This is a genomic window from Flavobacterium hibernum (assembly GCF_000832125.1).
Lineage (GTDB): Bacteria > Bacteroidota > Bacteroidia > Flavobacteriales > Flavobacteriaceae > Flavobacterium > Flavobacterium hibernum.
In genome coordinates this window covers 37,359-55,059 of record NZ_JPRK01000002.1, presented here as the reverse complement: position 1 = coordinate 55,059, position 17,701 = coordinate 37,359, and the positions used below count along the sequence as shown (strand labels likewise).

The window sequence follows — 17,701 nt, the reverse complement described above, 5'->3', positions numbered from 1 at the left end:
GTTTATTTTGTGATTATTTTTCCATCCTGCCTTATTACATATGTTGTGTTAGAGAATGGACTTTTTACTAAAATATTATAGCCTGACGAGTGGTTTTCTATTGTTGGTTTTAAAATTTTACCATCGACTGTAATGTTTGTTTTGGTAAGATCTTCAATAGACTTCGCCCAGGTTTTGTGTTTTTCAAAGTATCCTTTTTGGGCACGATATAAAGTATATAATTCCCATTTTACTTTTTCGTCCTGCGGAATTTTAAAGGTATCTTTCTCGTCTTTGGAAGAGAAATAAACATAACCCCATTTTTCGGGTTCATGCATATTGATTACGCCCATTGGCGACCAAACCCAATTGTACTCTGGCAAAAACTTTCCTTGAGCATCTTTCTTTCGCTCGTAGGTTCCTTTTTTAATACTGTGCTGCCAGTTTACTCTTGAAAAATTGACTCTCCAAAATTTATCTACAGGAACATTTTGATCGAAAAATGTGGTTTTGTAAGCTGCCCAAGGAATTGCCATTTCCAACACCCAACCTTCATCTGTATCATTTGGATTGTTAAGTGTTCCGTTAACCTTAACGGCTGATTTTAAACCTGGAATATTCCAATCGTTTGCTACTACAATATCGCTTTCACGATAGGGTTTTGTCAGAAACAAATCCCAAGCGGTATTTAGGGCGTTTATTTCTAATTCGTAATAGTTGAAGGTATCATTGTCCGGATCAACAAAAACTTCAAAATCGTTGTTGTAAAAAATAATGGTATCGCGTTGCTTTAAGTTTGCCCAAACGTGCGGTTCTTCCATTTTTGCTAATATATAGAAATTGGTTTCGTCCCAAAGCATTTTTACTTTTGTAGCATACTTTGGTTTTACTCCATTTTCGATATCTTCAAAAAGGTCTGTCCAATCTGCTTTACTCCACGAAGCATCAGATTCGTCGCCGTCTATTACGATTGGTGTTTTCGTTTTTGCCGCCACATATGTTTTTGGTATAACTGGTTTCTTTGACTGAGAATATCCAATTATCGAAATTAACCCTAAAGCAACTGTAAACCATTTAAGTTTTAAAACCATCTTTTTTTTATAAACTGTTATCTTTTGTAAACTGAATTACTTCGCTTAATTTACCAAATGCTATAGCTACAACTGTATCTGCTGCGCCATAATAAACTGCCAATTTATCTTCTTCTGTATCATGTAATGCAGCACATGGGAAAACTACGTTTGGTACATCTCCAACCATTTCATAAAGTTCTGCTGGCCCTAATAAATAAGGTTGTGTTCTGTATTTTACCTGATCTGGTGCATCAACATCTAATAGTGCCGAACCCATTGCGTAACGGAAACCGTTGCAGGTATTGATTACTCCGTGGTAGATCATCAACCATCCTTCATTTGTTAAAATAGGAATTGGTCCTGCTCCAACTTTTGTACATTGCCAGGCGCTATCTTCAAAAGGTGTTGGTTTCATTACTAAACGGTGTTCTCCCCAATATTTCATATCCGGGCTGTAGCTTATCCAAATATCTCCAAAAGGTGTGTGTCCGTTATCACTTGGACGGCTTAACATAGCGTATTTTCCGTTTATTTTTTGTGGAAACAAAACTCCATTTCTATTGAATGGTAAGAAAGCATTTTCGCATTGAAAAAATTCTTTAAAGTCGAATGTGTATCCAATACCTATTGTTGGTCCGTTGTAACCATTACACCAAGTAATCCAGTAACGATCTTCGATAAAAACAACACGTGGGTCATATTTATAAGCCGATTCGATCATTTCGGTATTTCCTGACTGCATTACAATTGGTTCATGATTGATGTCCCAATCGATTCCGTTTTTACTAAAACCGGCAAAAATATTCATTTGAACGGCTTTGTTATCGCATCTAAAAACACCCGCAAATCCATCTCCAAAAGGAACTACTGCACTATTAAAAATACTGTTTGATGATGGTATTGCATATCTTTCAATAATTGGATTTTCTGTGTATCTCCACATTACATCATTACTGTTTTCGGGTCTATCTTGCCAAGGAATACTGCTCATTTTTTTATTTTTTGTTTATTACTTTTTTCTATTGTTTTTCCTATATCATTATTAACACACAGAAACATAGTTTTTAAAATTTAAAAAAGGGGTTTTGGTCAGTTCAAAAGATATAGCTATGTGTGGAACTTTCTTTTGTAATTCTTCTTTTCTAATTGTAAAAATCTATGTTTCTATATGTTATTAAATATTCTTAATACATGTTGCCAATCTTTGTAGAGTTTCTTGCGGAGATTCCTCGTTCCTCGGAATGACAAGCTTAACGTGTTAACTTTTGTCAAAGTTTCAAAATTGGATTAAGTAATTTAATCCTCAATTCTTCTAACTTTATCTAACCAAGTGAATTTTAAAATTATCATTGTTACTAAAAATACCGCTAACGCCATAAAAGCTTTTGGATAATCTCTGATTACAAAATAAATTGGAAGCAATATCATACTTGATTGCCAAACTATCCCAATGATACAATTTAGCATATCTTTCCAGAAATCATTATTTTTTTCGAATGTTTGATCCTCTGCTTTTAATAGGTTACAAACTGGTTTCCACCAGCCCCAAGGTCTTACGTTTGCGTAGAACGATTTTAAAACTTCCATATCTGTTGGTTTGCTTAAGAAGGTTCCTAAAAGACAACCTAATATTGAAAAACCAAATATTACCGGAAACAGGTAAATTGCTTGTACTTGTGCTAACTCATATAAAAATGATCCTTCGGCTAAACTTCCTTTGGCTTGACCTAAAGCAAATTGCAAAGAAGCAACGATTAATCCGGCAAACATTCCCCAAAAATAACCCCAACCGTTAAAACGCCACCAAATCCATTTTAAGAAATTGGCTGCTACATAACCACCATATAAAGCACTTGTAATCCATAAGGTTAATGAGTTGATTGAATCTGCAAAGAATCCCATGAAAACACCTAAACCAACAACTATGAATGAAGAAATTTGGCTCACTTTTATATAGTGTGCATTTGTTGCAACGGGCTTGAAGTATTTTTTATAAATATCATTTACAATATAAGCCGGCCCTGCATTTACAAAAGCTGAAAATCCAGACATAAAAGCGGCTAATAAACCTGCTAGTAAAAGTCCTTTTATTCCAACAGGAAGATATAAATTGACTACTTTTGGCATTAACAATTCTAAATCTGCTCCTGTTAAACCTGTATTTGCATTTAACTCTGGTGCTAAATTTATCAAAGCAATTACCACAATTCCTGTTATTAATAAATATCTTGGAATAAATAAGATTAGGTTGGTAAAACCACTCATATAAGCGGCTTCTTTTACTGATTTTGTAGAAAGGATTCGTTGTAAATCGTAACTTGGTGTTGGTCCTGCAACGCTGGCAAAGAAACCTTTAAACAATGTCATTCCAATAAAAGCACCAAACATTTTGTATCCTTCAGAATCGATTAGGGCGTTGAAAGTCTGGAACTTTTCACTCCATTGTGTTTCAAATTGCCATCCAAAGAAAACATTTTTCCATTCTTCGGTAATTACGGAATTGATTTGAATATCGGTATAATTTATAAAAGCATAACCTGCAATCAGGACACTGGCAACAATCATAATTAAATACTGTACCACTTCTGTCGCAACTACAGAAAACATTCCGCCTTTTACGGTATAAATTGTGGTTAAAAATATGATTATTAAAGCATAAGATCGCTCTGAGGTAAGTACAACTAAGTCTCCATAATGAAGCGCTAAATCCCAAGGAAGAATAATGGTTATGAATTTCCCGATTCCTTCAAAAAAGTAAGCGATGAAACCAATTGTAGAAATGATGGCAAAAATCGCCACAATAATATGTGATGCTTTTCCGGCTTTGTCGTTTCCAAATCGGGTCAAAATCCACTCAGAACCCGTCATTACTTTAGATCTTCTAATCCAAACTGCGAGGAACATCATTACAAAAATCTGGTTCCAAATGGGCCAAAGCCACATAAACATGAAACTTTTTACACCATATAAAAACAATACTCCAATCATCCATGAAGTTCCTGAAACGTCAAACATTCCAGATCCGTTGCTTAATCCTAAAAAATACCATTTGATTGTTTTTCCGCCAAGGAAATAATCATCTAAGCCTTTTGATGCTTTTCTTGAAATCCAAATTCCTATTCCTACTGATAGCACAATATAGGCTACGATGATTGATACGTCAATGATATCCATTAATTTTAATGTTTGTTTATGGGTGAGTTAAATTTTAATTACTGTTTTTGGCGCTTTGTTTTGGTTCATAAAAAAGTCTGAATCCATAAAAAACGGAATGTCTCTTATTTTTTGAACGTGCTATTTATGAAAGCGATTCGTTTATTAAGAAGTTTATTCTATAACGATTTTAGAATTCTTAAGAAAAACCTGTTGATGATGTGATATTGTTTTTTGGTTAACATAGCTATTTTGATTTGTACGAATATTTATTGTGAGAAGTTTTTTTGGTAAAAAATCTTGCTGACTACTATTTTTGTACCTTTTTATTTTACAACTTGCAATCAGAATTATATGTAAAACTAAAAAGCAAAAATCCCCACTATAAAACATTCTTAATTAAGCTTTAAACTTAAATAAATTAGAGTTTTATTAAAACTATTTTAGACAGACGACATATAAACTAAGATAAACACCAAAAAAAGTCACAAAATATACTATTATTATGAATTTCAATTCTGGCAAACTTTATCGTGTTCCATTACATTATCATATCCTTTTTTGGCTTACTTATTTTTTATTCAACACATTTCGTTGGGGTATTTATTTTAATGATTATTGGTATTCGTTCAAAACTAATTTATTGGGGTTTCCAATTCACATGACTTTGTGTTATTTGAATATTTTAATTTTCATGCCGTATTTGGTTTACCTCAAAAAATATCTGCTTTACATACTGACTGTTTTGGCGTCTATATTTATAATGGTCATCATTAAATTTAATCTTACTTATTTATTAATCAATCATAATGTTTGGCCAGAAGGACCTCAAACTATCGATAAGCTAACACTTAATTATACTATTGATATGATGATTGGTGAACTTTATGTTATCACGTTTGTTACTGCAATTAAGATAACTTTGGATTTCCTAAAAGAACAAAAAAGGGTTGCCGATCTTGAAAAATCGCAATTAGAAACTGAATTGCTTTTCTTGAAATCTCAAATTTCTCCGCACTTTCTGTTTAACACCTTAAATAATATTTATTCTTTATCTGTTGAGAAATCGAACAAAACGCCAAAAGTTGTTTTAAAGTTATCGGAGCTAATGCGCTATATGCTTTATGATACAAAAAGCAAGAAACAAACTTTAGAGAATGAAATTCTATGTATTCAGAATTATCTGGATTTGGAGAGAATTAGAAACGACGATCGATTGGAAATAAATATGTCTATTTCTGGCGATATTCATGATAAAGAAATATCTCCTATTATATTATTGACTTTTATCGAAAATGCTTTTAAACATGGTGTAAACAAGAATACCGGAAAAGTAATTATCAATATTAGTTTTAAAGTAAAAGGTGATTTTTTACATTTTACAATTGCGAATCCGCTGCCAGAAATTACATCTCATAAAGACAACTTTAACAAGTCAAGTGGTATTGGTATCGAAAACGTTAAAAAAAGACTGGAATTAGATTATAATAAAAAGGACTACAATCTTTCTTTTAAGAATAAAAAGAATATTTTTGTGGTTAAGCTTATGATTAAAGTTGCTTAACTTGATTTTAAATTTTATTACCTTAATTTTTTCGCTCAAAAAAAATAATAATTGCAAAAATGAAAATAAATTGTTTGATTATAGATGATGAACCATTGGCAATTAATGTGATTAAAAACTATTTGGAGCCAATTGAAAATTATGATGTAATAAACACTTTTACGAACCCAATTGAAGGTTTAAATTTTCTGAAAAATAATAAGGTTGATGTTCTTTTTCTGGATATAAATATGCCTGTTCTTGATGGGATTAATTTCTTGAAAAGTTTAGAAAATCCTCCATTAGTAATTATTACAAGTGCTTATAGTGAATTTGCTATTGAAACTTACGAACTGGACGTTTTAGACTTTTTAGTAAAACCAGTCGAATTTCCAAGATTAATGAAGGCGCTAAACAAGGCTGGTAAAAGACTTGAAAATAAAAATAATCCTCTTCAGGAAAGCAGTGTTGAAAGTCCTTTTATCTTTTTGAAAATTGACAAAAAACGAATGAAGAAGATTTTCTTAAATGAAATTCTGGTTATCGAAAGCGTTAAGGATTATTTAAAAATCAGCACTTTAACTGGCAAATACATCATTCACAGTACCTTATCTGATTTCACCGATTTATTGCCTGAACGAAACTTTTTAAGAATACACAGATCTTTTACTGTTGCTATTGATAAAATTGATGCTGTTGAAGGAAACAGCGTTGAAATTGAAGGTATTCGATATGTCATTGGTCGATCGTATATGGATCATGTAAAACAAAGAATTTTAAATTCTTCAAATTAAAAAACTCTCTTTTTTTAATTTCATTTCAAGACTTTCCTCTAAGTTTTGAACTTTGGCCTACTTCTTATCCATTATTTGATTTTTATTGCAAAACGGAATTAAAAAAAGAAATTGTCTCTTTTTTTATACATTTAACAAGTAAAAACACATAAAAACTACTTTAAAGAAGTTTCAATTTATAATTTGCAACATCTAAAAAAAGATGCAACGTAGTCTTTTTCGTAAATTTGAGATTCACAAAATCGCACACATATTTTCGAAATTCATCTGTAATATAAATGTATCACTAGTTTTATTTTTACCTGAATCCTTTTCATTCTGTGCCTATGGAACAATCTCTACTAACTCGGAATTACTTCAAAAAGCTTATTTTCACTTTATTTATAGCTATTCTTTTTTCTCTTAATTCGTTTGGGCAAAACTGTACGGTAAATGCTGGAATACTGAACGTCACGATTTGCGAAACTGATGCATTAGTCTTAGAAGGAAGTACTCCTTCTCCAATTATTGGTACTGTTTCATGGTCTCAAATTTCTGGTCCAACAGTTGTTATTAACTCTCCAAACAGCACAAGCACTACTGTATCTGGTTATACAGGAGGGAATACTTATATCTTTAGATATAGTGCAACTTGTGGAGACGGTGTTTTAACTTTTCAAGATAAAGTTGTAAATGTTAAACCTATTACTGCTGCACAAGCTGGTGGAGATGTTGCAAGTTGTCCTAATAGTTTAGGAACATTGACGATTACGGCAAATACACCAAAAAATACGGGAGAAAATGGCTATTGGGAGATTGTTGGTAATAATAATGCCGGTGTTGTCATTAATTTTCCCAATTTACCAACCTCAACTATAACCTTACCTGCAACTAGCTGCGGTGTAACTACATTGCAATGGGTTATTGAAGGTCCAGAGATTGCTCCTGGATTTCGTTGTAGAACTACATCTCAAATTACTGTGACTAATTATGGTGGTGTTAAACCCGTATCTGCGGGGCCGGATCAAACATTAAGCAATTGCTATACTACTACTCAAGCTACTGACCTAAGCGGAACATACGGAGGATGTGGCTTGAATGGACAAGGCGGAATTTGGACATTTGTAAGTGGTCCAAATACCCCAACAATAGGCAGTCCTACTTCGAGTGATACACAAATTTCAAATCTGGTTCAAGGTACTTATACCTTTAGATGGACTGTAACAGGACCTTGCGCTTCGGGAAATGATTTGGTTTCAATTATTGTTCCTCCTGCCACACAAGATGTAACAATATTGCCAGGTGGCGATGAAAATATCTTTTTTTGCGACAATACTATTACTCAAGTAACACTTATTGCACAAACACCTTTGTACGCAGGTGAAACGGTACGATGGACTCAAATTGCCGGAGATAATAATGCAGTAATAGTTTCACCCACAAATCCAACAACATTAGTTACAAACATCTCTGAATCAGGGAATCCGTATACTTTTAGATATACTCTTACAAATGCTAATACTGGCTGCGTTTTTACTAAGGATTATAAAGTGCAATACAATGGGGCAACAAGAACTATTGTAGCCAACAATGGTAATGATATTGTAGGAAGCTGTAATGCAACTGTCTTTACAATTCCGCTTACTGTAACGGGTACAGGAGTAAATCAATACAGAATTACTAATGGACCAGATAATTCTCCTTTAGGCCCTTTTCCCACTGCACTTAAAGATGTAGGTAATTCGCTAACATTAACTCTTACTACTGCTGGAGATTATACTGTTGAGTTTGTTAGGAGTCAAAATGGGGCACTTAATGTGGGCTGTAATTATGGTTTCGATACTGTAAACATTCTTGTTTCTGGTGCTCCAACACCTTCTAATGCAGGATCTGATGTAAGCTTACCTTGCGGAGATACGAGTACATTACTTTCGGGTGTTAGTACAGACGATGGTTTACATTTCTGGAGTCAGCTAAATGGCCCAAATGAAGCCCTAATTGCAGATGCTTTTGCAACAGATACACAAGTAAGTGAACTTATTCCCGGAACATATGTTTTCCAGTATATAACAAAAGGAGGTGGCGCTACCTGCGGATTTTCGGTAGCTACTGTAACTATATATGTTTCCGGAAGTACATTAAGCAATATTAATGCGGGGCCTGACCATGTTGTTTGCACAAGATCAGATGTACCGCTTGCTGCTACACCTGCTGAGAGTGGTGAAATAGGTGGCTGGAGTCAAGTTTCAGGACCTGATACTCTAACGTTTTCTAATGTACACGATCCTAATGCGATTGTTTCAGGATTATTGACTTCAAATGCTGTTTATGAGTTAAAATGGACCATCGAATATCTACATCCTGGACCAACTTGCGGTGCAGCTGTTTCTGACAACATGCAGATATTCACAACCAATAGCATTGCTCCAACGAGTTCTAATGCTGGACCAGATACTTGCTATCCTAATGGAACCAATACATTTAACTTAAGTGGAAATACGCCCGAAGGACAAGATTTTGGAACTTGGACTGTATCACCCTCAGCAGGAGTTGTAATTGCAAATATTAATGATCCTAATACTTTGGTAACAGTTCCTGGAGATGGAACTTATACTTTTACCTGGGCAATAGAAAATAGACTAAGAATATGTATACCAAGTATGAGCAGCGTAAAAGTTACTATTGCTGTCACTCCTCCAGCTGCTGTTGCTGGTCCTGATCAAGAAATTTGTGGTTCTATAGTAACAATGGCTGCAACTGTTAGCGCTGGGGCAACTGGAACTTGGACAAGAATATCTGGAGCGGGTAATTATACTATTAGTGATGAACATGATCCTAATGCTGTTTTTACATTTTTATACAGTGGTTATTACATTTTTAGATGGACTGTAAATGCCAATATTTGTGGTGAATCTTTTGATGATATTAACTTAACAATTGGAATTCCGCCTCATGTTGCCGCTGCCGGACCAGATCAAAATATTTGTAATAATACAAGTGTGACGATGGCTGGAAATGCTTATGACAGTTTTTTTGAGGTTGGACAGTGGTCTTTACTTACTGGTGCGCCAAATCAACCCAATATTGTTAATCCGGCCAATCCAAATACTGTTATTAACGGACTTGTTACTGGAACTTATACCTTTAGATGGACCATTAATGCAAAAAGTGTGTTTTTATGTCCACCCACATTTGATGACATGATCGTAACAGTTGCTCCTCCTGCGAATGCTGGTCCAGATCAAACATATTGCGATGTTACGAGTATTCAACTTATCGGAAACAAAAACTCTACCGGAACATGGACACTTCGCAGTACTTCTGGAAACGTTGCCGATGTTGTTATTACACAATCACCTTCTAACAGTTATATTGCAAATGCCACTGTAATTCCTGGTAACACTTATGTCTTTACTTACACTACGCCTTCTTCCACTAATCCAGACGGCTCTACTTGCTCCGGATCATCAGATGATGTAAATATAGATGTTTTTAGCGGTGCAAGTGTCAATCCTAATGCAGGACCGGATCAAAACCTCTGTATTACTGATGTTGGCGGAACAACAGCTTTAGACGGAAATGTGCCTCCTCCAGATGTTACAAAAGCGGAATGGAAGTTTGTTTATCAACCTGCAGGAAGTGTTGCTGTTATTGAGACACCATCAGCACCAAAAAGTAATGTTTTAAATTTAACAATTCCTGGACTTTATATTTTAGAATGGGTTTTTGAAAGTGGGTCCTGTCGAACATTATCAGATATTGTTCGTATACAAATGAATGCCGCTCCAAGCGTTGCCAATGCAGGTCCAGATGAAACAGCCGCATGTCAGACAACCTATAAAACTGCTGCAGTAACTCCTACAGTTGGCATTGGTAAATGGTCTTTTGCTTCGCCTTCAGATGATCCGTCTGGAGGAGCTGTTATAATAGACAGTCCAAATAGTCCAGTTACAACTTTATCGAATATAACGACATTAGGTACTTATATTTTAACATGGACAGTATCTAGTGGCCCATTTACTAATCCATCTTTATGTCAGCCCTCTATTGATACAGTTTCAATAACCTTTAATGATATACCTCCCTCTAAAGCAAATGCGGGACCTGATCAAGAATTATGTAATGCTGATTTTGCTACTATGGCCGCAGTACCTGTAACTTCAGGAATTGGTACTTGGACAAAGGTCTCCGGCCCAGCGGCAAGTATTGGCGCCGTAAATGATCCCAATTCTGTAATGCTTGGATTACAACCCGGCACTTATGAATTTTTGTGGACAGTGACAACATTAAATAACAATGGCTGTATTTCTCAAGATTCTGTTACAGTTACTATTTATGAAGAGCCTACAACTGCTGATGCCGGACCTAATCAAACGGTTCCGCAATTTTCTCCTATCAACATGAATGCTTTACCACCAACAGTTGGCTCGGGAGAATGGACTCAAATAGTAGGTCCAACTACTTTAGGATTTGTTGATAGTACATCTCCAACAACTGCAATAACCGGTGCAATTTCCGGCACTTATCAACTGCAATGGACTGTAAATAATGGAACGTGCCCTGTTTCTAGCGATACTATGACGCTTACCATACTTTCTGTTTCGGATCTTGAACTAACAAAATCTGTATCTCCTACTCATGGAAACGCCGGAGATGAAGTAACTTTTAATATCCAAATTTTTAATAATAATTCGCTTGGTGGAACTGTAACGGCAACTGGCGTAGCAGTAAGAGATTATATCCCTACAGGATTTAGTATTGTACCAGGATCTGCAAATTTATCCGGGCAATATAATTTGGGAGATAATACTTTGACTTGGTACAATCTTACTATCCCTAATGGTGGCAGATTAAACTTAACATTTAAAGCTATTATTAGATCTACAGGAAGTACTGTAAATAAAGCCGAAATTATACAATCTGATCAATTTGACCCAGACAGCACACCTAATAATCAAATAGAAACTGAAGATGATCAGGATAGTGTTTCTGTATCAATAGATATGGCTGATTTATCACTTCAAAAAACGGTTTCACCAACTTCAGTAAGTATTAATGATAATGTAGTATTTACAATTAGAGCTACTAACAGCGGTCCTAATACCGCAACCGGAGTAACTGTTTTAGACAAACTCCCTCCAGGTTACACTTATATTAGTGACAATGGTTCGGGCAAATACAATAGCACTACAGGTATCTGGAATATAGGAAACCTCAACAATGGAAACTCTATTACATTGCAAATTACGGCAAAGGTAAATGTTGCTACATCTGCCAATTATATGAATACTGCCGAGATTCAAACTTCACGCCAAGTTGACCCAGACAGTACACCAGGAAATGGTCTTCCTGAAGATGATATGGCAAGTGCAAATATTACCCTAAAATCTGCCGATTTAGAACTTACTAAAATTGTTACACCAACATCTGCAGCAGCGGGAGAACAAGTTGATTTTACGCTTAACCTAATTAATAAAGGTCCCGGAAATGCAACGGGAATAGCTGTGCAAGATGTGATTCCGGTAGGTTATACATTAATTCCCGGATCTGTATCGGTTGGAGGAACATATCAAGCTGCCACAGCAACACTTGAATGGAAAAATATAGCATTAGCAAATGGTACTAATACCAATTTAACTTTTAGTGCATTTGTAACTCCTTTAGGAAGTTATCGTAACGTCGCTCAAATAACAGCCAGCGATTTGCCAGATCCAGATAGTACACCTAACAATGATGATGGAGATCAAAGCGAAGATGATGAAGACAATGCCGAAATTACCTATATCGGGCCTTCTGCAGATTTATCTTTGACTAAGAATGTAATTGCAGGAAATACAAACCCAGTAGTTGGTAGTCAGATTTCTTTTGAGCTTATCATTCAAAATGATGGTCCAAATAATGCAACTGGAATTCAGGTTAAAGATTTATTGCCAACCGGATATCAATTTGTAAACTACAGCTCATCTGCCGGTCTTTATAATAACATTACAGGCATCTGGAATGTTGGTACTGTAGATAAAGGAGTTGCAGAATCGCTTATTATTGATGCAAAAGTATTAGCAACGGGGGTTTACATAAATACTGCACAAGTAACCGCCAGTAGTTTACCTGATCCTGATAGTACACCTAATAATGATGACGGAGATCAAAGCGAAGATGATGAAGCTAATGTAATTGTTACTCCTATTCAGCCAATATCTAATTTAGCATTAATAAAATCTGTAAATAATGCAACTCCTCTAATAGGTTCACAGGTTACTTTTGAGATTGTAGTAACTAATAATGGTCCAAATGATAATACGAATGTAGAGATAACTGATTTACTACCATCCGGCTATACCTATAGCTCGTTTACGGTATCAACCGGAGCATATAATCCAACGACAGGACAATGGCTTGTTGGAAATATGGTCAATGGAAAATTTGAAACCCTACAAATTAGAGCAACAGTAAATCCAACGGGAGATTATCTAAATACTGCCGAGGTTACAGCTGCTGATCTTCCTGATCCTAACTCAACTCCTAATAATGGAAACACTACAGAAGATGATTATAGTCAAGCTACAACAGCACCTGTATCTGCCGTGTCCGATTTGTCTATTGCAAAAACAGTTAGCAATAACACGCCAACAGTTGGTTCTATGGTTACATTTACCATTATTGTAACTAATGGAGGGCCACAAGACAATACTGGCGTTGAAGTAACTGATTTATTGCCTTCCGGATATACATACAATAGTTTTACAGTTTCGACTGGAGCTTATGATCCTGCTACCGGAATTTGGACTGTAGGTAATTTAGTCAATGGAAAATTTGAAACACTGCAAATTACAGCGAGGGTAAATGCGACCGGTAACTATACAAATATTACCGAGATTACAGCCGCAGATCTTCCCGATCCTGACTCAACACCAAACAATGGAAACACAACCGAAGATGATTACTCAAGCGCGGTAACAATTCCGATATATCAATCTTCTGATTTATCATTAACTAAAAATGTTAATAACACCACTCCGTTGATAGGTACATTAGCAACTTTTGAAATTATTCTAACAAACAATGGTCCACAAGATAATTCAGGTGTTCAAGTAACCGATTTATTACCTTCGGGATACATTTTAAATGGATATACAATTTCGACAGGAACGTATAACTCCACAACAGGTATATGGAATGTAGGGAATTTAATAAATGGAAAATCTGAAACTTTACAGATAATTGCAACAGTAAATCCTACAGGAAATTATACTAATATTGCTGAGGTAACAGCTGCTAATCTGCCTGATCCTGACTCTACGCCAAATAATGGAGTTACAACGGAGGATGATTACGGTACTGCTTTTGTGGTGCCAATATTACAAGTTACAGACTCTGATTTATCACTGACTAAAACGGTAAATAATCCAACTCCGGTAACAGGATCTATGGTGACATTTGAAGTTGTAGTAACCAATAATGGTCCGCGTGACAATACAGGAGTTAAAGTAACTGATTTACTGCCTTCTGGATATGCATTCAACGGATTTACGATTTCAACTGGAACTTATAATCCAACAACTGGAATATGGACTATAGGAAGTTTAATTAATGGAAAATCTGAAACGCTACAAATAACTGCTATTGTAAATTCAACAGGAAACTACAGTAATATTGCTGAAATAACAGCTGCAGATGTACCCGATCCTGACTCTACAACTAATAATGGAATAGTAACCGAAGATGATTATGCAACTGCATCGACAACTCCAATAAATCAATCTTCGGATTTATCATTGACTAAAACGGTAAATAATCCAACTCCTGTAACGGGATCTTTGGTAACATTTGAAATTGTAGTAACCAACAATGGCCCACAAAATAATTCAGGGGTTAAAGTAACAGATTTATTACCTTCGGGATATACTTTCAACGGATTTACAATTTCAACAGGAACTTATAATCCAACAACGGGAATATGGAATATTGGGAATTTAATTAATGGAAAATCCGAAACGCTGCAAGTAACTGCTACTGTAAACAGAACTGGTAACTACCTCAATATTGCAGAAATAACAACCGCAGATGTCCCTGATCCTGACTCGACTCCTAATAATGGAGTAACAACCGAAGATGATTATGCAACTGCAGTAACAGTACCAGTACAACAAGCTACAAACTCTGATTTGTCATTGACAAAAACTGTAAATAATACCACTCCAGTTACAGGAACTCAGGTAACATTTGAAGTTGTAGTAAGTAATAGTGGTCCGCTTGATAATACAGGTGTTAAAGTAACTGATTTATTGCCTTCGGGATATACATTTAACGGATTTACAATTTCAACCGGAACTTATAATCCAACAACGGGAATATGGAATATTGGGAATTTAATTAATGGAAAATCCGAAACACTGCAAATAACGGCTACTGTAAACAGAACTGGCAATTACATTAATATTGCAGAAATAACAACCGCAGATGTCCCTGATCCTGACTCAACACCAAACAATGGAGTAACAACCGAAGATGATTATGCAACTGCAGTAACAGTACCAGTACAGCAAGCTACAAACTCTGATTTGTCATTGATAAAAACTGTAAATAATACCACTCCAGTTACAGGAACTCTGGTAGTATTTGAAGTTGTGATAAGTAACAATGGTCCGCTTGATAATACGGGAGTTAAAGTAACTGATTTATTGCCTTCGGGATATACTTTCAACGGATTTACAATTTCAACCGGAACTTATAATCCAACAACGGGAATATGGAATATTGGGAATTTAATTAATGGAAAATCCGAAACGCTGCAAATAACGGCTAGTGTAAACAGAACTGGTAACTACCTCAATATTGCAGAAATAACGACAGCGGATGTACCTGATCCTGACTCTACTCCTAATAATGGAGTAACAACCGAAGATGATTATGCAACTGCTATAACAGTGCCTATACAACAAGCTACAAATTCTGATTTATCTTTAACAAAAACGGTAAATAATTCGACTCCTTTAGTAGGTTCACAAGTTACATTTCAGGTTGTTGTAACCAATAATGGTCCGCTTAATAATACTGGAGTTAAAGTAACTGATTTATTGCCTTCGGGATATACATATAACGGATTTACGATTTCAACAGGAACTTATAACCCGATTAACGGATTATGGACTATAGGGAATTTGGCCAATGGAAAATCTGAAACACTACAGATAACAGCAACTGTAAATCTTACAGGAAACTACACTAATATTGCCGAAATAACAGCTGCAGATCTTACTGATCCAGATTCGACTCCAAATAACGGTGTTGTTACCGAAGATGATTATGCAACAGCTACTACTACTCCAACAAATCAGGCGGCAAACTTATCTCTGACCAAAACAGTTAATAATGCAACACCATTAATTGGAGCGCAAGTAACCTTTGAAATTGTTGTAACCAATAGCGGCCCACAAAACACATCGGGAGTTCAAGTCAAAGATTTACTTCCTTCCGGTTATACTTTTAACAGTTTTACCGCAACAAAAGGATCCTATAATAGAAATACAGGGATTTGGAATATAGGATCTTTTGTAAATGGAGATTCTCAAACATTGCAAATTACTGCAACAGTAAATGCCACAGGAAATTATCTCAATATTGCAGAAATAACTGCAAGCAGCATGCCTGACCCAAATTCGACTCCAAATAACGGTGTTGTTAACGAAGATGATTATGCAACTGCAACAGTTACACCTTCCGTTCTTATGGCCGATTTATCGATTAGTAAAACGACGCAATCAGGTAGTACAACATTTGATGTTGGTACAACCGTCATTTTTAATATTACGGTAAAAAATGATGGCCCTGGCGATGCTAGCGGTGTGAGAGTAAAAGATTTGCTTCCGCGTGGGTTTACGTATCAAACAAATTCTGCAACGAGTGGTATTTACAACTACGTAACTGGAATATGGACAACCGGCACGGTAAATAATGGAGAAACTCAAACCTTGGATATATATGCCAAAGTAAATACGCCGTCCGGCACAGCAAATGAATATACCAATGAAACTGAAATTGTTGCGAGTAATATGCCAGATCCAGATTCTACACCAAACAATGGGATTAAAACAGAAGACGACTACGACAGTATTCAAATTAATGTTCCAATCGCAGATTTAAGTTTAGATAAAACAGTAAGTAATAAAAATCCAAATATAGATGAGGTTATAACCTTCACAATACAACTCAACAATGCAGGACCAAGTCAGGCGACAGGAGTTGCAATCGAAGATATAATTCCACTAGGCTACCGCAATATTACCAATATTACAAATGGTGGATTGTTTAGCAAAAACGCTATAAAATGGGTCAACTTAACAGTTCCTGTTGGTGGTATAACTTTAACCTATCAAGTTACCGTTGTAAGTCCGCATGGACTCGATGGTTACGATTATTTAAACATTGCCCAAGTTACCGCGAGCGATCAATACGATCCTGACAGTAAGCCAAATAATGATAATGGTGATCAAAGTGAAGATGATGAAGACTCTGAATTCATTAATATTTCGGCAACAGATATTGCTATAAACAAAGAGGTCGACCAAATAAATGTACCAATGTACAGCACGGTAACCTTTACCATTACAGCCGAAAATCTTGGAAATCTAACCGCCACAAATGTTGAGGTTCTGGATATACTGCCAAAAGGTTATCAATTAGATACGTTTACCGTATCGTCAGGAGTATACAACAGTACAACCGGAATTTGGACCATTCCTTCTGTAGCATCAAAAGGTTCTCAAACCCTGACAATCTCGGTAAAAGTGGTTGATTTTAATGATTATTTAAACACCGCTCAATTTGTAAAAATGGATCAAATAGATAGCAATTCGTCAAATAATCAAGATAGTGCAACGGTTGCTCCTAATTGTTTGAAAATTTTCAATGAATTTTCTCCAAATGATGATGGTCAGAACGATACATTCTACATTGACTGTATCTCACAATATCCAGACAATCAGCTACAAATATTTAATCGCTGGGGTAATTTAATCTACTATAAAAAAGGCTACAACAACACGTGGGACGGCAAAGCAGACGGCTCTGCAAAAACACTTCCGGAAGGTACCTATTTCTATATTCTTGATCTGGGTAATGGTTCTCCAAAAACATCCGGATGGCTTTATTTAAAATAAAATAGCAATAACCAAAATAAA

6 protein-coding genes are annotated in these 17,701 nt (G+C 35.6%); 3 read left to right on the top strand and 3 right to left on the bottom strand.

The window, feature by feature from the left end; translation table 11 throughout:
* Positions 1–2 precede the first annotated feature (2 nt).
* The 3 genes from IW18_RS00350 to IW18_RS00340 form a co-directional block, all read right to left on the bottom strand.
* The gene (locus IW18_RS00350; protein ID WP_041515603.1) at positions 3–1,070 is read right to left on the bottom strand and encodes a carbohydrate-binding family 9-like protein; all 1,068 of its coding nucleotides are present in this window, start codon (positions 1,068–1,070) and stop codon (positions 3–5) included.
* A 7-nt stretch (positions 1,071–1,077) separates the two neighbouring features.
* Positions 1,078–2,043 carry a glycoside hydrolase family 130 protein gene (locus tag IW18_RS00345; protein ID WP_041515602.1) on the bottom strand — a complete coding sequence of 322 codons (966 nt, stop codon included), beginning with the start codon at positions 2,041–2,043 and terminating at the stop codon, positions 1,078–1,080.
* A 305-nt stretch (positions 2,044–2,348) separates the two neighbouring features.
* Positions 2,349–4,226, bottom strand: a complete 1,878-nt coding sequence (locus tag IW18_RS00340) for a sodium:solute symporter family protein (protein ID WP_041515601.1) — start codon at positions 4,224–4,226, stop codon at positions 2,349–2,351.
* Between the two features lie 484 nt (positions 4,227–4,710).
* Here IW18_RS00340 and IW18_RS00335 point away from each other — a divergent pair, with 484 nt between their 5' ends.
* The 3 genes from IW18_RS00335 (at position 4,711) to IW18_RS00325 (ending at position 17,680) form a co-directional block, all read left to right on the top strand.
* Positions 4,711–5,769: a sensor histidine kinase gene (locus IW18_RS00335; protein WP_041515600.1), complete on the top strand. Its 1,059-nt coding sequence runs from the start codon at positions 4,711–4,713 to the stop codon at positions 5,767–5,769.
* 59 nt (positions 5,770–5,828) lie between these two features.
* Positions 5,829–6,542 carry a LytR/AlgR family response regulator transcription factor gene (locus tag IW18_RS00330; protein WP_041515599.1) on the top strand — a complete coding sequence of 238 codons (714 nt, stop codon included), beginning with the start codon at positions 5,829–5,831 and terminating at the stop codon, positions 6,540–6,542.
* A gap of 326 nt (positions 6,543–6,868) precedes the next feature.
* The gene (locus IW18_RS00325) at positions 6,869–17,680 is read left to right on the top strand and encodes a T9SS C-terminal target domain-containing protein (protein ID WP_041515598.1); all 10,812 of its coding nucleotides are present in this window, start codon (positions 6,869–6,871) and stop codon (positions 17,678–17,680) included.
* Positions 17,681–17,701 lie beyond the last annotated feature (21 nt).

Bases quoted from the DNA above. Each gene is read 5' to 3' on its own strand.
- IW18_RS00350 (WP_041515603.1), bottom strand. From the start codon at position 1,070: ATGGTTTTAAAACTTAAATGGTTTACAGTTGCTTTAGGGTTAATTTCG.
- IW18_RS00345 (WP_041515602.1), bottom strand. From the start codon at position 2,043: ATGAGCAGTATTCCTTGGCAAGATAGACCCGAAAACAGTAATGATGTA.
- IW18_RS00340 (WP_041515601.1), bottom strand. From the start codon at position 4,226: ATGGATATCATTGACGTATCAATCATCGTAGCCTATATTGTGCTATCA.
- IW18_RS00335 (WP_041515600.1), top strand. From the start codon at position 4,711: ATGAATTTCAATTCTGGCAAACTTTATCGTGTTCCATTACATTATCAT.
- IW18_RS00330 (WP_041515599.1), top strand. From the start codon at position 5,829: ATGAAAATAAATTGTTTGATTATAGATGATGAACCATTGGCAATTAAT.
- IW18_RS00325 (WP_041515598.1), top strand. From the start codon at position 6,869: ATGGAACAATCTCTACTAACTCGGAATTACTTCAAAAAGCTTATTTTC.